Below are 19725 nucleotides of genomic sequence, written 5' to 3'. Positions count from 1 at the left end.
TCCGGTACGACGATTGTAGCGCAGGCGCATAAGCGGATTCACGTTGCAGTCGTCACTGCAGGCCTGCAAGCGCCCCACCCGTGGCGAGCGGCAAATGAACTGGCTTGGTAACAGTCAGGCTTTTCTTAAAAATAAAATAATGTGGCAGCCCTGCGGCAACCCGATATATGACAAGACAAGCAGAAACGTTTGATTACTCCCAGCCTGGCGGCAGATTGTCGCTGCGCCAGGCATTCCTGATTGCCGTTGTGCTCGGCCTGCTATTCCCCGCCCTGTTGATCAGCTTCCTCAGTTTCAACCTGCAGCGCGACAAGATGGAGACGCAACTGGCCGTCGACCAGAACCGGCTGCTGGAAATCGTGGCGCTGGGGATGCAGGAGCCGCTGTGGAACCTCAGCCGCCAGGCCGGTGCACCGCTGGTATCGTCGGTGATGGACGACGAGCGCATCATTTCGGTCCGCGTTTCCGACACCCAGTCCAATACCATCTTCCTGTCCGCGCTGCGCAGCGAACGCCGTATCGGTGGCGTGGCCTTCGTGCAGAAACCGGTGGTCTATCGCGGCGAGGAAATCGGCCAGGTCAACATCGAGTTCGACACCGAGCATCTGGGCATTGCCCAGAAAAACCAGCTGAAAGACCTGCTGCTGATCGTGGCGGCGCAGCTGCTGCTGTCCATCGTGCTGATCATGAGCATTCTCAACTCGCGCTTCCTGAAGCCGATCCGCCAGCTGTCAGAGCAGGCCACGCAGTTGGCCGCACTGAAGCTCGACCAGCCGTTCCAGTGGGGACGCCAGGACGAGATCGGCACCGTCGGCAAGCATCTGGAATGGATGCGCGCCGAATTGAAGCGGCTGATCGACGAGCTGAAGGCCAAGACGCTGGCGCTGGAGGCGGACATCGAACGCCGCCGCGAAGTGGAAGACGCGCTGCGCCGCTCCGAAAACAAGTACCGCGAGCTGTTCTGGTCCAATCTGGACGGCATCGTGATCAGCTCGCTGGAAGGGCAGGTGATCGACGCCAACCCCGCCTTCCTCAGCCTGATCGGCTACAGCCTCGACCAGCTCAAGCTGCAGAACTTCTGGAAGGTGGTCTCCGACAACAGCGAGGCGGTGGAGCGCTACAACCTCGACAACAAGGTGATGCGCTTCGGTTTCTGCGACGAGTTCGAGGTCGAGTACATCAACCGCCTCGGTAGCGCCATCCCGGTCAGCGTCAAGACGGTGGCGATGCGCGATGCCGACGGCCGCATCACCGCGGTGTGGCGCATGGTGCGCGACATCTCCGAGCGCCGTGCCGCGGAAGAGCGCATGCAGCTGGCGGCTAAGGTGTTCGAGAACACCGCCGAAGGCATCATGATCACCGATGCGCAGGTCTGCATCCGCAGCGTCAACCGCGCCTTTACCGAGATTACCGGCTTCGGCCAGGATGAAGTGCTGGGCCAGCGGCCAACGGTGCTCAGCTCCGGTCGCCACAACAAGGAGTTCTACGACAGCCTGTGGTCGGTGCTCAACGAGCAGGGGCAGTGGCAGGGCGAAGTGTGGAACCGCCGCAAGAATGGCGAGGTATACCCGGAGTGGCTGGCGATCAATGCGGTGAAGAGTCTGGCCGGCGAAGTGACGCACTACGTGGCGATCTTCAGCGACCAGTCGGAGCGCAAGGCCGCCGACGAGCGCATCCAGTTCCTGGCTCACTTCGACGTGCTCACCGGCCTGCCCAACCGCGGCCACCTGCAGGATCGCGCGCTGCTGGCGATCCAGAACGCCTCCCACGACAACGGCAAGCTTGGCGTGCTGCTGCTCGATCTCGACCGCTTCAAGACCATCAACGAATCGCTGGGCCACGCCGCCGGCGATATCCTGCTGAAGATCGCCTCCGAGCGCATCCGCCGTGTGCTGGGCGCCGGCGAAGTGGTGGCGCGGCAGGGTGGTGACGAGTTCCTGGTGCTGCTGCCGCTGATCAACGATGCTGCCGATGCGGTGCATGTGGCGGAAAGCATCCTCGCCGAGTTCGCCGCGCCGATCGACGTCTACAGCCACTCGCTGGCGATCACCGCCAGTATCGGTATCAGCCTGTTCCCGGACGATGGCCGCGATTTCGACACCCTGGTGCGCAATGCCGATGCGGCGATGTATCACGCCAAGTCCAGCGGTCGCAACAACTACAAGTTCTACACCGCCGATCTCAATGCCCGTGCACGCGAGATCCTGGCCATCGAAAGCCAGCTGCGCCACGCCGTCGACCGTCACGAGTTCGTGCTGCACTACCAACCGCAGGTGGAGATGAGCAGCGGCAACATCATCGGCGCCGAGGCGCTGATCCGCTGGAACCACCCGACGCTGGGGCTATTGGGGCCGCTGCACTTCATCGATGTCGCCGAGGAACGCGGCTATATCGTGCAGATCGGCAACTGGGTGATCCGCGAAGCCTGCCGTCAGATCGCGGAATGGCACGGCAAGGGGCTGCCGCTGATGACGGTGGGGGTCAACCTGTCGGCGCTGCAGTTCCGCCACCAGGATCTGGTCGGCTTGCTGCAGGATGCGCTGGCCGAGTACCAGTTGCCGGGCAGCTGCCTCGATGTGGAAGTGACCGAGAGCGTGATCATGGACGATCTGGAATCGACGGTGCAGACCATCCGCGCCATCCAGGCGATGGGCATCCGCATGTCGATCGACGACTTCGGCACCGGCTATTCCAGTCTGGCCTACCTCAAGCGCTTCAAGGCCGACAAGCTGAAGATCGACCGCTCCTTCGTGCGCGACATTCCGGGCGACCAGGACGATACCGCGATTACCCGCGCCATCATCAACATGTCGAAAAACCTCAACATGCAGGTGGTGGCGGAAGGGGTGGAGACGGTGGAGCAGTGGCAGTTCCTGGCACAGGAAGGCTGCCACCAGGTGCAGGGCTACCTGCTGTCCAAGCCGGTGTCGGCGGAGGCGGTGGAGCCGCTGCTGCGGCAGAAGTGCCTGCTGCCGCGACTGGAGTAAGCGGTCGCGCCTTGCCCCGGCTTTGCCGCCACGCCACGAGTCTGCCTCGTGGCGTTTTTGTTGTCGTCGCATGTTGCAGCGCAGCTTGCTGATGACGGATGGCGGGTGTAGCCTGTTGTCTGTCGTGCATGGGCACGACCTGTTGCCAAGCCCTGGAGAAACTGCCCGATGAAGCGCAACGCTTGCTCGTTCCGGGCTGCCGCCATGTCCGGCTGCCTGACGGAACACTGGTACACCCTCGACATCGTTCTTGCCTACGACTTCCCGCGCGCCTGATGCCTGCCGCAGCCATCCGGCTGCCCCTGCTTTTCCTTTCCTACAATTGAATTGACGCTTGTGGCCCTCGCTGCCACGCCGCCTGCCTGCGCGCGATCCCGCTCCGGCAGCATGCCGGCGTGCGCCTGAAGCTTGGCCGCAAGGCAAGGAGCATCATCATGGCACGACGCATTCCCGAACCATTCCGCATCAAGATGGTAGAGCCGATCAAGCAGACCACCCCGGAATTCCGCCGCCAGGCACTGGCCGAGGCCGGCTGGAACCCGTTCCTGTTGCGTGGCGAGGATGTCTATATCGACCTGCTCACCGACAGCGGCACCGGCGCGATGTCCGACCGGCAGTGGGCCGGCATCATGACCGGCGACGAGGCCTACGCCGGCAGCCGCAACTACTACCAGCTGGCCGATACCGTAAAAGAGGTGTTCGGCTACCAGCACACGTTGCCGACCCACCAGGGTCGCGGTGCCGAGCAGATCCTGTTCCCGGAGCTGGTCAAGCGCTGTCAGGGTACGCAGCCGGTATTCCTGTCCAACTATCACTTTGACACCACCAAGGCCCACGTCGAGATCGCCGGTGCCCGCGCCATCAACGTGCTGACGCCCAAGGCGCTGGACACCACCACGCCCTACGACTGGAAGGGCGACTTCGACCTGCCAAGGTTGGCCGCAACAATAGAAGAAGTCGGTGCGGCCAACGTCGCCGGCCTGATCGTCACCGTCACCTGCAACAGTGCCGGTGGCCAGCCGGTGAGCATGGCCAGCATCCGCGAGGCGGCGGCGCTGGCACGCCAGCACGGCATCCCGGTGATCATCGACGCCGCGCGCTTCGCCGAGAACGCCTGGTTCATCCAGCAGCGCGATCCGGACTACGCCGGCGTGCCGGTACCGGCCATCGTGCGTGAAATGTTCAGCCACGGCGACATGTTCACCATGTCGTCGAAGAAGGACGCGCTGGTCAACATCGGCGGCCTGTGCTGCTTCAAGGACGACGTCGAGCTGTTCCGCACGGTGCAGGTGCGCTGCGTGGCGATGGAAGGCTTCATCACCTACGGCGGCCTCGCCGGCCGCGACATGGCGGCGATGGCAATCGGCCTGCGGGAGGGCATGGACGAAGACTATCTTGCCTACCGCATCGGTCAGGTGGCGTATCTGGGCGAACGGCTGGCGGCCGGCGGCATCCCGATCCAGACGCCGACCGGTGGCCACGCGGTGTTCGTCGATGCCAAAAAGCTGTTGCCGCACATCCCGGCCGAGCAGTTCCCGGCGCACGCGCTGGCCTGCGAGCTGTATCTGGAGGGCGGCATCCGCGGCGTGGAGATCGGCTCGCTGCTGCTGGGGCGCAATCCGGCCACCGGCGAGCAGGAAACGTCGCCGTTCGAGCTGTTGCGGCTGACCATCCCGCGCCGGGTGTACACCAATGACCACATGGACTACATCGCCGACTGCCTGATCGACATCCAGTCGCGTGCCGCCGGCATTCGTGGCCTGACCTTCGATTACGAGCCGCCGATCCTGCGTCACTTCACCGCGCGCCTGAAGCCGGTTTAACGCGCTCGCCCCCAAACGGACAAGCCCGGCGTTCGTCATGACGCACGGCTTGTCCGTTTTTGCTTATCGGGCGACGATAGCGCGATGAAAGCGCCCCTGGTCGTTGCCCTGCTTGCCAGCAGCCTGTCTTGGTCGGTTCCGACCGAGGCCGTCACCACCGTGACGCTGTCCTATTCCGGCCGCGCGCTGATCTACGACGGCGAGCTCACCGCCGCCGCCAATCGCCGCCTGTTCGCCCTCTATGACGCGGCGACGGTGAAGCCGGCGACGCTGGTCATCAGCAGTGCCGGCGGTCATTTCGCACACGGTCTGGAGTTGGGCACATGGCTGCATCGCCAGCCGCTGCACCTGCATGTGCCGTCGTACTGCAATTCCGCCTGTGCCAATTACGTGTTCACCGCCGCGAAAAGTCGCGAGCTGGGCGATTACGCCATCGTCGCCTTTCATGGCGGCATGACGGACACGGCCGACCGCCGCGCGCAGCTGCAGGCGCAGCTTGCACCGGCTAGCCCGGCCACGGCGCAGGCGCGGCTGGAACGCTATCTGCGCGACGGCCTGCAGCGCGAAACGCGTTTTTTCCGCGACATCGGCGTGGACCAGCGCATCACCTCCTATGCCTATCAGGCGCCGTATCGCGCCGCCCTGGCGCGCTACCCGTCGTGGACTTATTCGCTGGCCATGCTGGCGCAATTCGGCGTGCGCGATATCCGCGTCAGCAGCGGTGAGCGCTGGTTTCCGCGGCCGGCCAGGCACGGCCTGTTGCTGATCGAGGCACCGGGCCGCTTTGGCTGCATTGCGCCGGGCATGGCGATCGACCGGCTGCTGGACTGTGCCGGCGCGTCATGACGTGCTGTTGCCGATGCGGGCCGGGTTTGATGTTGCTCTGGACTGTTCTATGGTTAGGCAAGAGTGTTGCTCCGGCTGACTGCCTGTCGCGGCCGACAGTGGTGGGCCAGAGCAGCTTTTCCGGGAGCTACCAGCATGGAAATCAAGCTGAACAATCCGCACGGCACCGTCTGGTTGCGGCTGGCCGCCGTGTATTTCGTGGTCGGCGTCTGGCTTGGCATCTACATGGGCGCCTCCGGTGACCGCTCGCTGTATCCGGTGCACGCCCACCTCAACCTGCTGGGCTGGGTGTCGATGGCGCTGTTCGGCATCCTGTTCCGCAAGTTTCCGGCCATGGGGGCGTCGCCATTGGCGCGCATCCAGTTCTGGTTGTACAACCTCGGCCTGCCGCTGTTAATGCTGGCGGTGGCGGCCATCCATCGCGGCTACCGTGCCATGGAGCCGGTTGCCGGCGTGGCGTCCATCGCGCTCGGCATCGCGGTGCTGCTGTTTGCCCTCAACGTGTTCCGCAATGCCGGCAACTAGCCGGGCCTGACGGCGTTGCTGGCCAGCGGCGGTGTCTGCTTGCGCGCATCTTGTAGTTGATAGTAATTCTCGATTTGGCTATGGTGCGGTTTTCACTTTCCCCGCGCCGCGCCATGACCGCCCAGTTGCCCCCTCTCGATCACATCCCCGCCGATCTGGTGTCCGCGGCCGACTACCAGCGCTACGCCGCGCGCCACATGAGCGCCAATGCCCGTGCCTATGTCGACAGCGCCGCCGCGGACGAGCTGAGCCATGCGGCCAACCTTGCCGCCTTCGCGCGCCGGCAGTTGCAGACGCAGGTGCTGGCCGATGTCCGCGGCGGCCATTGCCGTAGCGAGCTGTTCGGGCTGTCGCTCAGCCATCCGCTGCTGCTGGCGCCGGTGGCGTACCAGAAACTGGTGCATGCCGACGGCGAGCGGGCGGCCGCCTATGCCGCCACCGCGATGGGCAGCAGCATGCTGGTCAGCACCCTGGCCAGCACGCCGCTGGAGGAGGTCGCCGCCGCGGCGCAGGGCGCATTGTGGTTCCAGCTGTACTGGCAGCACGACCGCGCGGTGGTGGCGGAACTGGTGCAACGCGCCGAGGCCGCCGGTTACCGTGCGCTGGTGCTGACGGTGGATGCGCCGCTGGCCGGGGTGCGCAATGCCGAGGCGCGTGCCGGTTTCCAGCTGCCGCCGCGGGTACAGGCCGCCAATCTGGCGGGCATGGCGCCGTATCAGCCTGCGTTGGCGGCGGGGCAGAGCATGGTGTTTGACGGGCTGATGGCGGTGGCGCCGAGCTGGGCGGATATCGACTGGCTGCGGCAACAGACGCGCTTGCCGCTGCTGCTGAAGGGGGTGCTGGCGCCACGCGATGCGCGGCGGGCCATGCAGCAGGACGTGGACGGCCTGATCGTGTCCAACCATGGCGGGCGGGTGCTGGATTCGGTGCCGGCCAGTCTCGACGCGCTACCGCGCATCGCCGAGGCGGTGGACGGTGCGCTGCCCTTGCTGCTGGATGGTGGCATCCGCCGTGGCAGCGACATCCTGAAGGCGCTGGCGCTGGGGGCCTCGGCGGTGCTGATCGGCCGTCCCTATATTCACGCACTGGCGACCGCCGGTGCACTGGGGGTGGCGCACCTGCTGCGCACGCTGCAGGAGGAGCTGGAGGTGGCGATGGCGCTGACCGGTTGCCGCACGCTGGCCGACATCTCACCGGAGGTGCTGTGGCCTGAGTGACGCGTTGCGGCCAACGTTGGCCGCAATAATCCGTAGCGTTAAAGCAAAGCGGCCCGCAATCGCGGGCCGTTTTGCTTAGAGCGTGTTCACGATCTCGCGAGCTCATGCGAGACAAGGCGAAAACGGCTGAGGACGCGGCGTTTATCTGGATATAAACCAGCATGCCGAAGCCGTTTTCAACGCCGTATCGTCCCGTTGAGATCCGCCGCAACAGATCGTAAACAGGCTCTTAGGCGGAGATCATCTGCAGAGTGATGTCCGGCGCCGCCGTGCCGCCATCCAGCACCGGATAGGGGCGGGCGCTGTGCATGCGCAGCTCGCCGTCAACGAACAGGCGCACATCCACCGCGTAGCGCTGGCCGGCGTCGATGGCCTGCGGGTCGTAGCACAGCGCGAAGGTGGCCGGAAAGCTGATCTTTTCTAGCGATTGTTCGGCGATCACCGCCGCGGCATCTGCGCTATCGCCCAGTGCCAGCAGGCGCACGCGTAGCAGGGTCTTGTCCTGCGGCCACAGTATTTTCTCGCGGTACGACACCGTGCCATTCAGATAGGCCAGGGTTGGCCGCAGCGGGGTGGCGCAGGCGGCCAGCAGGCCGGCCGACAGCACCAGCAACAATTGGCGGCGGGGAAGCGGGGTGTGCATCATGGGGTTGGCTCCGTGCTGGCCTTGCCGAGGGTGACCATCGCGCCTTCCGCCGGTAACCATTCACTCTGTACCCGCCAGCTGCCCTGTTTGTCCTGCAGCCGCACATACCAGTGGCTGACCTGGTCCGGTTTCAGTACGCCCTGATACAGCTTGTCGCCGACGCGTTGCAGTGCGATGCGCTGGTCGCCCTGCTGCCGGGTCGGGTGGAGCAGCAACAGTTCCGGCGTGCCGGTCAGCGGCTTGGCGCTGGTGTCGACCACGCGCACGCTGCGCATGTCGTCACTGAACATCACCTGGGCGTTGATGCCCAGCGACTGGGCGGCCAGGTCGCGCTTCAGCTCCAGGTTGATGTCCTTGCCCTGCTTGTAGTAGTCGTCGTTGACCATGTCGTCGGCGCCACGCACGATGATGCCAAAGGTGACAAAGCCGGCAATCACCACCAGCAGGGGCCCCGACATCAGCAGCCAGAACCAGCGCTCCTTGTACCAGGGGCGTGCCGCCCCTGTTTGTTTCTGCATCGTCATTCTCCGATAAAGCTCGATTTTTCCTCGATGGCGGTGCCATCCGGTAGCGACTCGACCCGGAAGTAGATCTTGTGGCTGCCCTTGGTCGCGTATTGTGGATCAGCCTGCACCCGCACGTCGATCTGTTCGTTCTCGGTGGCCTTGACCACGATGTCCTTGCGGTCGACCACCAGTTTCAGGTCCGGCAGGCCTTCGACCGTGATGCGGAAGTGTTGTTCCGTTTCCGACACGTTGATGATGCGCACGCTGTAGTTGTTCTCCAGCCAGCCGTCGTCGGTCTCGCGCACCAGCGAGGCGCGGTCCTTCAGGATGTCGACCTTGAACGGTTTGCGCATCACCAAGGACGTGACCGCGGCACCGAAAATGATGACCAGCAGCAGCAGGTACAGCACCACGCGTGGTCGCTTCAGACGCGACCAGAATTCGCTTTCCGGATACTTGCCTTCCAGTGCCGCCTCGGTGGTGTAGCGGATCAGGCCTTTCGGGCTGCCGACCTTGACCATCACCTCGTCGCAGGCGTCGATACAGGCGGCGCAGCCGATGCACTCGTACTGCAGGCCGTTACGGATGTCGATGCCGACCGGGCACACCTGCACGCAGATGCCGCAGTTGATGCAGTCGCCGAGATTGGTATTGTCCTGGCCCTTCTTGCGCGCGCCGCGCGGTTCGCCGCGCTTTTCGTCATAGGAGATGATCAGCGTGTCTTCGTCGAACATCGCGCTCTGGAAGCGGGCATACGGGCACATGTACTTGCACACCTGCTCGCGCATGTGGCCGGCCAGCAGATAGGTGAAACCGGCGTAGAAGAACATCCAGAAGATTTCCCACGAGCCGTAGTTAAAGCTCGGCAGCGCGGCGACCAGATCCAGCATCGGCGTGAAGTAGCCGACCAGGGTAAAACCGGTCAGCAGCGAGAACACGATCATCAGGCCCTGGCTGGTGGCGCGCAGGCGCAGCTTGCGCAGCCCCATCGCCTCCTTGTCGAGCTTGAGGCGCTTGTTGCGGTCGCCCTCCACCAGCTGCTCGATCCAGATCATGATCTCGGTGTAGACGGTTTGTGGACAGGAGTAGCCGCACCATAGCCGGCCGGCGATGGTGGTCCAGGCGAACAGCGCAAAGGCGCAGCACATCAGCAGGGCGGCGAGGTAGACGAAGTCCTGCGGCCAGATGGTGAGGCCGAACAGGTAGAACTTGCGGTTGACCAGGTCAAACAGTACCGCCTGGCGCCCGTTCCATTGCAGCCACGGCAGGCCGAAGTAGAACAGCTGGGTGGCGACCACGAACAGGATACGCCAGTTGTTGAACAGGCCGCTGACGCTGCGCGGATGGATCTTTTTCTGTGCCTCGTACAGCGACACGGTCTGCATTTCCGGTTTGGCCGGCTCGACCCTGACCGGGATGTCTTTCAGCTTTTGGCTCATGCTGCGGTTCCTGGCTAGAAAATTTCGCGAAATACACAATTCATTATGTACTGTGCGAACTGTTCTGAATGGTGATTTATTTTACCAATAGATATATTGTATGCCGCAAAAGATACTGCCCGCTTGCGCGGGCAGTATTGAGCAGCATCAATTACTCTGCTTTGGCCTTGTTGGAGAGGCCCCAGACATAAGAGGTCAGCAGGTGAACCTTGCCGTCGCCGAGGAAGTCTTTCCAGGCCGGCATCTGGTTGTTGCGACCGTTGGTCACGGTTTCGATGATGGTCTTCTCGGTACCACCATACAGCCAGATGTTGTCGGTCAGGTTCGGTGCACCCAGTGCCTGGTTACCCTTGCCGTCTGCGCCGTGGCAGGCTGCGCACACCGCGGTAAAGGTTTCCTTGCCGCGGCTGGCGCGTTCGGCGTCATGCTTCTTGCCGGACAGCGACATCGCGTAGTTGGCTACATCCTTGACCTTTTCTTCGCCGAAGGCGGCGCCGAAGGCCGGCATCTGGCCGTGACGGCCACCATCCAGCGTGGTCTTGATGATTTCCGGGGTGCCGCCGTACAGCCAGTCGTTGTCGGTCAGGTTCGGGAAGCCCTTGGCGCCGCGTGCGTCAGAGCCGTGGCACTGGACGCAGTAGGTCTGGAACAGGCGCTTGCCCATGGCCTGCGCTTCCGGATCGGCCGCCACGGTTTTCACGTCCATTTTCATGAACTTGTCGTACAGCGGCTGGTACTTGGCTTCCGCCTGGGCTTTCTCTTCCTTGTACTGGCCAACGGAAGTCCAGCCACGGATGCCTTTCCAGGTACCCAGACCCGGGTACAGCACCAGGTAGACGGCGCCGAAGATCAGGGTGATGTAGAACATCAGCATCCACCAGCGCGGCAGCGGGTTGTTGTATTCCTCGAGGTCGTCATCCCAGACGTGCCCCATGGTTTTTACTTCTTCCCCTTTTTGTACCGTGGTCTTCGACTGGCTGAACAGCAAGTACGTCAAACCGACGATACCTACGATCACGATCACCGTGATGTAGATACTCCAGAAATCACTCACGAAATCACTCATTTCTTCGCTCCGTTAGCGGCGTCAATCCCATGCTGCTCTTCCTCGTCGCCATTGAAGACAAGGTTGGCCGCATCGTCATAACGCCTCTGCGATTTTTTACCGAAGGCACCGATCAGGATCACGATAAACGTCACAAAACAGAATACCGTGAACAGGATGCGGGCCAGATTGGTCAAGTCCATGACTTAGCGCGCGTTCTTCAGCGCAAGACCAAGGCCTTGCATGTAGGCGATGATCGCGTCCATTTCGGACTTGCCTTCGACCATGGCCTGGGCTTCGGCAATTTCCTTGTCGCTGTACGGTACACCCACCTTGCGCAGCGCGGTCATCTTGGCGGCGACACCCTCGGCATCGGCCAGGTTGCGCGCCAGCCACGGGAATGCCGGCATGTTGGATTCCGGTACCACGTCACGCGGGTTGACCAGATGCACACGATGCCATTCGTCGGAGTAGCGGCCACCGACGCGAGCCAGATCCGGACCGGTACGCTTGGAGCCCCACTGGAACGGATGGTCGTACACCGATTCGCCGGCGACCGAGTAGTGGCCGTAGCGTTCGGTTTCGGCACGGAACGGACGCACCATCTGCGAGTGGCAGCCGTAGCAGCCTTCGCGGATGTACAGGTCACGGCCGGTCAGCTGCAGCGCGTTGTACGGCTTGACACCGGCGATCGGCTGGGTGGTCGACTTCTGGAACATCAGCGGCACGATCTCGACCAGTGCGGCGATGCTGATCACCAGCAGGGTCAGCACGATCAGGTAGGCGACGTTTTCTTCAATCAGTTTCTGGATTTTTTCCATGATGGTTCTTTCTGTCCCTTAGTGCGCGTGAGCGACAACGGCCGGGATCTTGGCATCAACCGGACGACCAGCGGCAACGGTACGGAAGGTGTTGTACGCCATGATCAGCATGCCGGACAGGAACAGCAGGCCACCCAGCAGACGGACGAAGTGGTACGGATAGGTTGCTTTTACCGCTTCCACGAAGGCGTAGGTCAGGGTGCCGTCCGCGTTCAGCGCACGCCACATCAGGCCTTGCATCACACCGGAGATCCACAGTGCGGCGATGTACAGCACCACGCCGACGGTGGCCAGCCAGAAGTGGGCTTCGATCAGCTTGGTGCTGTGCATGCCGTCACGGCCGAACAGGCGTGGCAGCAGGTAGTACAGCGAGCCGATGGAGATGAAGGCAACCCAGCCCAGGGCACCGGAGTGCACGTGGCCAACGGTCCAGTCGGTGTAGTGCGACAGCGCGTTGACGGTCTTGATCGACATCATCGGGCCTTCGAAGGTGGACATGCCGTAGAACGACAGCGACACCACCAGGAACTTCAGTACCGGGTCGGTACGCAGTTTGTGCCACGCGCCGGACAGGGTCATGATGCCGTTGATCATGCCGCCCCAGCTTGGCGCGAACAGGATCAGCGAGAACGCCATACCCAGCGACTGGGTCCAGTCAGGCAGGGCGGTGTAGTGCAGGTGGTGAGGACCGGCCCACATGTAGGTGAAGATCAGTGCCCAGAAGTGCACTACCGACAGACGGTAGGAGTACACCGGACGGCCGGCCTGTTTCGGTACGAAGTAGTACATCATGCCGAGGAAGGCTGCGGTCAGGAAGAAGCCCACCGCATTGTGGCCGTACCACCATTGCACCATGGCATCGACTGCGCCGGCGTAAACGGAGTAGGACTTCCACATCGATACCGGGATCGCCAGGCTGTTCACCACGTGCAGCAGCGCCACGGCCAGGATGAAGGCACCGTAGAACCAGTTGGCCACGTAGATGTGCTTGACCTTGCGCACGGCGATGGTGCCGAAGAACACGATGGCGTAGGTGACCCATACCACGGTGATCAGCAGGTCGATCGGCCACTCCAGCTCGGCGTATTCCTTGCCGGCGGTCAGGCCCAGCGGCAGGGTGATGGCGGCCAGCACGATGACGGCCTGCCAGCCCCAGAAGGTGAAGGCAGCCAGTTTGTCCGATAGCAGACGGACGTTACAGGTGCGCTGTACCACGTAGTAGGACGTGGCGAACAGCGCGCAGCCGCCGAATGCGAAGATCACGGCGTTGGTGTGCAGCGGGCGCAGACGGCCGTAGTGGAACCAGGGCCCGAAATTGAGCTCCGGCCACACCAGCTGGGCCGCAATAATGACGCCAACCAGCATGCCGACAATGCCCCAGACTACGGTCATTATCGAGAACTGGCGCACCACCTTATAGTTATAAGTGGATTGCGTTTCCATTTAGGGTTTTCTCCAAGGTTGCGAACTAGAACGTAAAACCGTAGCGACTTGAAACCCCGGTGCGTAACCCCATATGAAAATGAAGTCGGGCAAGTCGCGGGGATGGCATAGGGCCGTGGATGGCATAAGACCGGGTGACCACATTGGTGGTGCACGGTATCGGTGTTATTCCAGTCGGTGTGAAAGCGCCCCGAATCCCCATTTATTCAATCAGGCATTCTAAATCAAATCGGGTGTCAGCGGCCAGACGACAGCGCCGGTGAACCCGGCTTTTTGCGCTGTCTGTCGCGGCGTGTCAGGCTGAAAAGCCCTTTTTGCCCACTGCGATTATATTGTCATTGCCTTTGCCCATTTTGATGAAGATCAAGCGGCCACCCTGCCTGCGCCAGACAGGACATGGTGCTAGAATCCCCCACTTTCCCTTCCAGTCCGGGGTTGTGTCATGAGCTTTGCCGTCCGCTATCGCCTCTGCCCGCTTGATCCGCAGGCGCACCTGTTTGAAGTCTCGCTGACCATTCGCCAGCCCGCCGCCACAGGACAAGTGCTGCGGCTGCCGGCGTGGATTCCCGGCAGCTACATGATTCGCGAGTTCGCCCGCCACATCGTGGCCATCCGCGCCGAGAGCGGCGGCAAGGCGGTGGCGCTGCAGAAACTGGACAAGCAGAGCTGGCAGGCGGCGCCGGTGACGGGCGCACTGACGCTGCACTACACCGTGTATGCCTTCGACCTGTCCGTGCGCGGCGCCTACCTGGACCAGCAGCGCGGCTTCTACAACGGTACCAGCGTGTTCCTGCAGGCCGACGGCTTCGAGCACGCGCCGTGCGAAGTGGAACTGCTGCCGCCGCCGGACAAGGCGCTGGCCAAGTGGCAGGTGGCGACCAGCCTGCCGGCGCTCGACGTCAGGAAATCCGGTTTCGGCCGCTACCAGGCGGCCAGCTACGACGAACTGATCGACCATCCGGTGGAACTGGGCGAGTTCGAGCGCATCCGCTTCAAGGCCTGCGGCGTGCCGCACGAGTTCATCGTCTCCGGCCACTATCAGTCCGACCTGAAAAGGTTGGCCGCAGACACCAAGCGCATCTGCGAGTGGCAGATCCACTTCTTTGGCGAGCCGGCGCCGTTCGAGCGCTACGTGTTCATGCTGTTTGTCGGCGGCGACATCTACGGCGGGCTGGAGCATCGCGCCTCCACCGCGCTGGTGGCCAGTCGCGACGACCTGCCGGCGCCGGGATTGGCTGACGGCGAGATCGGCGACGGCTACCTCAAGCTGCTGGGCCTGATCAGCCACGAGTACTTCCACAGCTGGAACGTGAAGCGGATGAAGCCAGCGGTGTTCACCCCCTACGACTTGAACCGCGAAGGCCACACCACGCTGCTGTGGGCGTTCGAGGGCATCACCTCCTACTACGACGATCTCGCGCTGCTGCGCTGCGGCCTGATCGATGAGAAGCGCTATCTTGGCCTGCTGGCCAAGACCATCAGCGGCGTCGCGCGCGGCAACGGCCGCACCAGGCAGACCCTGGCCGACTCCAGTTTCGACGCGTGGACCAAGTACTACCGCCAGGACGAGAACAGCCCCAACAGCATCGTCAGCTACTACACCAAGGGTGCGCTGGCGGCGCTGGCGCTGGACCTGCACATCCGCCGCGAAACCGGCGGCGCCAGGAGCCTGGACACGGTGATGCTGGCGCTGTGGCAGAAGTGGCTGACCGATGGCCAGGGCCTGGCGGAAGACGAGTGGGAGCGCGTGGCCGAAGAGGTGACCGGCCTCAAGCTCGGCAAGTTCTTCGACATGGCGATCCGTTCCACCTCCGATTTGCCGCTGGAGGAACTCCTCGCCACGCAGGGGGTTCAGATGCAGATGGTACCGGCCGACGGCCCGGCCGACAGCGGCAGCGTGGTCGACGAATTCCGTGCCGCGCCATTGCGGCCAACCCTGGGCGTGAAGAGCGCGCCCGATGCCCTCGGCGTGCGCCTCGTCAGCGTGCTGGACGGCGGCGCGGCGCAGGCGGCCGGGCTGGCCGGCGGCGACGTGGTCATCGCCGTCAACGGGCTGAAGGTCAGCGACCTGGACAAGGCGATCAGCCGCTGCCGCATCGGCGACACGGTGAAGATCCACGCCTTCCGCCGCGACGAACTGAACACTTACAAGGTAACGCTGGCCGCCACCGCCGCCGATACCTGCCGCCTGCGCCTGGAGGACAAGGGCGCCGGCTGGCCGACGCATTAACCGGGGACGCTTTCGCGTAGACAACAAGGAGGGCGGGCAGTGCGCTGACCCGCCCCGTACCCTACACAGGAAACATGGCATGAGCCAACAAGCCCAAATCAAGTACCGGCAAGACTATCAAGTGCCGTCCTATCTGGTGGACAAGGTCGACCTGACCTTCGACATCCTCGACGACAATCTGGTGCACGTGCGTTCGCGCCTGATCATGCACCGCAATCCGGCGGCCACCGCGGCCAACGTGCTGCAGCTGGACGGCTCGGCCACGCTGCTGTCGCTGCAGCTGGACGGTGAAGTGCTGGCCGCCGACGCCTACAGCCTGCGCGATGATGGCCTGAGCATCGCCAACGTGCCGGACAGCTTCATTCTGGATGTGGAAACCGAGATCGACCCGGTGGCCAACAGCAGCCTGATGGGGCTGTACGCCTCCGGCGGCAGCAACCTGTATACCCAGTGCGAGCCGGAAGGCTTCCGCAAGATCACCTTCTATCCCGACCGTCCGGACGTGATGGCCAAGTTCACCACCACCATCATCGCCGACAAGCAGAAGTACCCGGTACTGCTGTCCAACGGCAACAAGGTCGGCGAGGGCATGGCCGACAAGAAGCGGCACTGGGTGAAGTGGGTCGACCCGTACCGCAAGCCGTCCTACCTGTTCGCACTGGTGGCCGGCCGGCTGTCGGCGCTGAAGGACAGCTACATCACCGCCAGCGGCCGCCGCGTGGCGCTGGAAATCTGGACCGTGCCGGCCGACCAGGACAAGGTGGCATTCGCGATGGGCGCGGTGAAGCGCTCGATGCAGTGGGATGAGCAGCGCTTCGGCCTGGAGTACGACCTCGACATCTACATGATCGTCGCCGTCGGCGACTTCAACATGGGTGCGATGGAGAACAAGGGCCTCAACATCTTCAATACCTCGGCGGTGCTGGCGCGGCAGGATACCGCTACCGACGCCGACTTCGAGCGCGTGGAAGCCATCATCGGCCACGAGTACTTCCACAACTGGACCGGCAACCGCGTCACCTGCCGCGACTGGTTCCAGCTGTCGCTGAAGGAAGGCCTGACCGTGTTCCGCGACCAGGAGTTCAGTTCCGACCTGCACAGCCGTGCGGTGCAGCGCATCCAGGACGTGAAAAACCTGCGCCAGCTGCAGTTCCCGGAAGACGCCGGCCCGACCGCGCACCCGATCCGCCCGGACAGCTACATCGAGATGAACAACTTCTACACCATGACGGTGTACGAAAAGGGCGCCGAAGTGGTGCGTATGTACCATACCCTGCTCGGCGAAGCCGGCTTCCAGAAGGGCATGCAGCTGTACTTCAAGCGCCACGACGGCCAGGCGGTGACCTGCGACGACTTCCGCGCCGCGATGGCCGACGCCAACGGGGTAGACCTCACGCAGTTCGCGCTGTGGTACAGCCAGGCCGGTACCCCGCAGCTGACGGTGCGCGGCGACTACGATCCGGTCGCGCTCAGCTACACCCTGCATCTGGTGCAGCACTGCCCGGCGACGCCGGGGCAGGGCGACAAGCAGCCGTTCCACATTCCGCTGGCGCTGGGCCTGGTTGGCCGCGACGGCCAGGACCTGCCGCTGCAACTGGAGGGCGAGGCCGAGGCCGGCGCCACCACCCGCGTGCTGGACGTGCGTGCCGCCGAGCAAAGCTTCACCTTCGTCAACGTCAGCCAGCAGCCGGTACCGTCGCTGCTGCGCGGTTTCTCGGCGCCGGTGAAGCTGGTGTTCGACTGGCGCGACGACGAACTGGCCTTCCTGATGGCCAACGACAGCGACCCATTCGCGCGCTGGGAGGCCGGCCAGGCCTACGCCGAGCGCCTGTTCAAGCAGCTGATCGCCGATCACGCCGCCGGCCGCCCGCTGCAACTGGCCGAGGGCTTTGTCGAGGCGTTGCGCGCGGTGTTGCGCGACCACGAGGCCGATGCCGCGTTCAAGGCGCTGATGCTGACGCTGCCGTCGGAAGCCGAGATCCTGGAAATGGTCGACGCCGCCGATCCGGCGCGCATCCACGCGGTGCGCGAATTCGTGCTGGCGGCGCTGGCGCAGGCACTGCGCGGCGAATGGCACGAGGCCTTCGACATCAACCAGTGTGCCGACTACCAGCCGGACGATGCCGGCCGCCGTGCGCTGAAGAACCTGGCGCTGGCGATGCTGACGCGGCTCAGCGACGCCTGGCCGGAGGAAGCGGCCGAGCAGCAGTGCATGAACGCCGACAACATGACCGACCAGATGGGCGCGCTGCTGGCGCTGCGCGACCGCGACGGCGATGTCCGCACCGACTGCTATCTTGCCTTTGCCGAGCGCTGGCAGGGCAACGCGCTGGTGATGGACAAGTACTTCAGCCTGCTGGCCAGCAGCCAGCTGCCGTGCACGCTGGACCACGTCCGGAACGCGATGACGCACCCGGCATTCACCCTCAAGAACCCGAACAAGGCGCGTGCGCTGCTGGGCAGCTTCGGCCGCAACATGCTGCATTTCCATGCTGCCGACGGCTCCGGCTACCGCTTCCTGGCCGAGCAGATCATGCTGCTGGACGACATCAACCCGCAGGTGGCCAGCCGGCTGGTGGCGGCATTCAACCGTCGCCGCAAGCTGGAGCCGCAACGCCAGCAGCAGATGACCGCCGCCCTGCAGCAGATCCTGGCCAAACCGGGGCTGTCGAACGATGTGTTCGAGATTGTGTCGAAAAACCTTTCGGCATAAAGCGTACCATGCTGTACTGACGCGGGCCGGATGCTTCCGGCCCGTTTTTGTTTCCTGTTTCCTTGCGGCCAACCTTATCCATCATGTCTGCTGTTTCTGACCGTACTACCAGTGTGTTGATGCTGCTGGCGCTGTGGTTCGCCTGGGGCGCCAACTGGGTGGTCACCAAGCTCGGGCTGGCCTACGCCAGCGCCTTCCAGCTCGGCCTCGGCCGTACCGTGCTCGCCATCGCCACGTTGGCGCTGATCATGCGCGCCACGGGCCGCCGCTTCACGCCGACGCCGTTGCGGCCAACCTTCTGGCTGGGGCTGACGCAGACCGCCGGCTTCGTGGTGTTCACCAATCTGGCGCTGGTGGCCGGCGGCGCCGGCAAGGTGTCGGTGCTGTGCTACACCATGCCGTTCTGGACGCTGCTGCTGGCGCGGCTGTTCCTGCACGAAAAGCTGGCGCCGCTGCAGTGGCTGGGCGTCGCGCTGGCGCTGGTCGGGCTGCTGGCGATCCTCGAGCCGTGGGATCTCGGCGGCAACTGGCTGTCGGACGCGCTGGCGATCACCGGCGGCCTGGTGTGGGCCAGCTCGGCGATCATCGCCAAGAAGCTGCGCGCGCAGCACCAGGTCGATACCCTGGCGCTGACTTTCTGGCAGATGGTGTGGGGCGCGCTGGTGCTGGCGCTGCTGTTGCCGCTGTTCCCCGGCAAGGATATCCAGTGGGGCTGGCCGCTGCTGGGCGTGCTGCTGTTCTCCGGCGTGCTGGCCGGCGGCCTGGGCTGGCTGGTGTGGATGCTGCTGCTCTCAAGGCTGTCGGCTGGCATGGCCGGCATGAGCATCCTGGCGATACCGGCGGTGGCGGTGCTGATGGCGTGGCTGCTGCTGGCCGAGGTGCCCAGTCACGCCGAAGCGCTCGGCATGCTGCTGATCGCCGCCGCGCTGATCCTGATCTCGCTGTACGCGCTACGGCGCGAGTGGCGGCGCTAGCCTAACGCCGCTCCGGCAGCGGCAGGCGCGTGGTGTGCTTGATCGGCTCCAGCGCCACCGTCGATTTCACGCTGCGCACCAGCGGCAGCGTCATCAGCTTGTTCATCACGAAACGCGACAGCGACGGCAGGTCCGGCACCACGATGCGCAGCCAGTAGTCGGCCTCGCCGGCCACCGCGTAGCATTCCAGCACTTCCGGCAGATCGGTGATGGCGGCGGCGAATTCGCGGATGGACGCCTCGCCGTGACGTTCTAGACTGACATTAGCGAAGGCCGTTACCGACAGGTCGAGCAGGTCGGGACGCAGCGCCAGATGGTAGCCCTGGATAACGCCGCACTCTTCCAGCCGCTGGATGCGGCGGCCGATCTGCGACGGCGACAGCGCGATGTCCTGCGCCAGCTTCTGGTGGGTGGCGCGCGCGTCTTTCTGCAGCGCCTCCAGAATCTGGTAATCGAAACGGTCGAAGTCGATATTGCGCATTTTGTGCATATTCCGGTTTTTGGTGCGGG

16 protein-coding genes are annotated in these 19725 nt (G+C 63.8%); 8 read left to right on the top strand and 8 right to left on the bottom strand.

Going from position 1 to position 19725, the window contains the following annotated elements; all coding sequences use genetic code 11:
* Positions 1-167 precede the first annotated feature (167 nt).
* The 5 genes from C8E02_RS14990 to C8E02_RS14970 all read left to right on the top strand — a co-directional run bounded on the left by C8E02_RS14990 (position 168) and on the right by C8E02_RS14970 (position 7398).
* On the top strand, positions 168-2987 hold the full coding sequence (locus tag C8E02_RS14990) for an EAL domain-containing protein (protein ID WP_047966170.1): 2820 nt from the start codon (positions 168-170) through the stop codon (positions 2985-2987).
* Positions 2988-3421: 434 nt separating this feature from the next.
* On the top strand, positions 3422-4810 hold the full coding sequence (locus C8E02_RS14985; protein WP_120812058.1) for a tryptophanase: 1389 nt from the start codon (positions 3422-3424) through the stop codon (positions 4808-4810).
* An 84-nt stretch (positions 4811-4894) separates the two neighbouring features.
* Complete coding sequence (locus C8E02_RS14980) at positions 4895-5656, top strand: hypothetical protein (protein ID WP_120812056.1); 762 nt, start codon at positions 4895-4897, stop codon at positions 5654-5656.
* A gap of 135 nt (positions 5657-5791) precedes the next feature.
* A complete protein-coding gene (locus C8E02_RS14975; protein WP_120812053.1) occupies positions 5792-6181 on the top strand; it encodes a hypothetical protein in 390 nt (129 codons plus the stop codon).
* 113 nt (positions 6182-6294) lie between these two features.
* Complete coding sequence (locus tag C8E02_RS14970; RefSeq protein WP_120812050.1) at positions 6295-7398, top strand: alpha-hydroxy acid oxidase; 1104 nt, start codon at positions 6295-6297, stop codon at positions 7396-7398.
* Positions 7399-7627: 229 nt separating this feature from the next.
* On the opposite strand, the gene C8E02_RS14965 is transcribed toward C8E02_RS14970, so the two are convergent.
* The 7 genes from C8E02_RS14965 to ccoN form a co-directional block, all read right to left on the bottom strand.
* Entirely contained in the window at positions 7628-8044 is a 417-nt protein-coding gene (locus C8E02_RS14965) for a YbaY family lipoprotein (protein WP_170152174.1), read from the bottom strand.
* Positions 8041-8562 (bottom strand): FixH family protein, encoded by a 522-nt coding sequence (locus C8E02_RS14960; protein ID WP_047966165.1) that lies wholly within the window; start codon positions 8560-8562, stop codon positions 8041-8043. Before C8E02_RS14960 ends, C8E02_RS14965 begins: the two co-directional genes overlap by 4 nt.
* Before the next feature lie 2 nt (positions 8563-8564).
* A complete protein-coding gene (gene ccoG / locus C8E02_RS14955; RefSeq protein ID WP_120812045.1) occupies positions 8565-9989 on the bottom strand; it encodes a cytochrome c oxidase accessory protein CcoG in 1425 nt (474 codons plus the stop codon).
* Positions 9990-10140: 151 nt separating this feature from the next.
* Positions 10141-11055: a cytochrome-c oxidase, cbb3-type subunit III gene (gene ccoP / locus C8E02_RS14950; RefSeq protein WP_047966163.1), complete on the bottom strand. Its 915-nt coding sequence runs from the start codon at positions 11053-11055 to the stop codon at positions 10141-10143.
* Positions 11052-11237 (bottom strand): cbb3-type cytochrome oxidase subunit 3, encoded by a 186-nt coding sequence (locus C8E02_RS14945; protein WP_047966162.1) that lies wholly within the window; start codon positions 11235-11237, stop codon positions 11052-11054. The genes ccoP and C8E02_RS14945 overlap by 4 nt, the downstream gene beginning before the upstream one ends.
* A gap of 3 nt (positions 11238-11240) precedes the next feature.
* Positions 11241-11855: a cytochrome-c oxidase, cbb3-type subunit II gene (gene ccoO / locus C8E02_RS14940; RefSeq protein ID WP_047966161.1), complete on the bottom strand. Its 615-nt coding sequence runs from the start codon at positions 11853-11855 to the stop codon at positions 11241-11243.
* An 18-nt stretch (positions 11856-11873) separates the two neighbouring features.
* Positions 11874-13298, bottom strand: a complete 1425-nt coding sequence (gene ccoN / locus C8E02_RS14935; protein ID WP_047966160.1) for a cytochrome-c oxidase, cbb3-type subunit I — start codon at positions 13296-13298, stop codon at positions 11874-11876.
* A gap of 442 nt (positions 13299-13740) precedes the next feature.
* Between ccoN and C8E02_RS14930 the strand changes: the two genes are divergently transcribed.
* The 3 genes from C8E02_RS14930 to C8E02_RS14920 all read left to right on the top strand — a co-directional run bounded on the left by C8E02_RS14930 (position 13741) and on the right by C8E02_RS14920 (position 19215).
* Positions 13741-15528 carry a M61 family metallopeptidase gene (locus C8E02_RS14930; RefSeq protein WP_120812042.1) on the top strand — a complete coding sequence of 596 codons (1788 nt, stop codon included), beginning with the start codon at positions 13741-13743 and terminating at the stop codon, positions 15526-15528.
* A 79-nt stretch (positions 15529-15607) separates the two neighbouring features.
* Positions 15608-18241, top strand: coding sequence for an aminopeptidase N (pepN, locus tag C8E02_RS14925; protein ID WP_120812039.1), 2634 nt, complete (start codon positions 15608-15610; stop codon positions 18239-18241).
* A gap of 83 nt (positions 18242-18324) precedes the next feature.
* On the top strand, positions 18325-19215 hold the full coding sequence (locus C8E02_RS14920; protein ID WP_120812037.1) for a DMT family transporter: 891 nt from the start codon (positions 18325-18327) through the stop codon (positions 19213-19215).
* Position 19216: 1 nt separating this feature from the next.
* Here the strand turns inward: C8E02_RS14920 and C8E02_RS14915 are convergent, their stop codons facing one another.
* Positions 19217-19696 (bottom strand): Lrp/AsnC family transcriptional regulator, encoded by a 480-nt coding sequence (locus C8E02_RS14915; protein WP_238377257.1) that lies wholly within the window; start codon positions 19694-19696, stop codon positions 19217-19219.
* Positions 19697-19725 lie beyond the last annotated feature (29 nt).

It is taken from the genome of Vogesella indigofera, from assembly GCF_003633895.1.
In the GTDB taxonomy this organism is placed as follows: domain Bacteria; phylum Pseudomonadota; class Gammaproteobacteria; order Burkholderiales; family Chromobacteriaceae; genus Vogesella; species Vogesella indigofera.
Note: the sequence above shows the minus strand (reverse complement) of the source record. Positions and strands in the feature narration are given on the sequence as shown.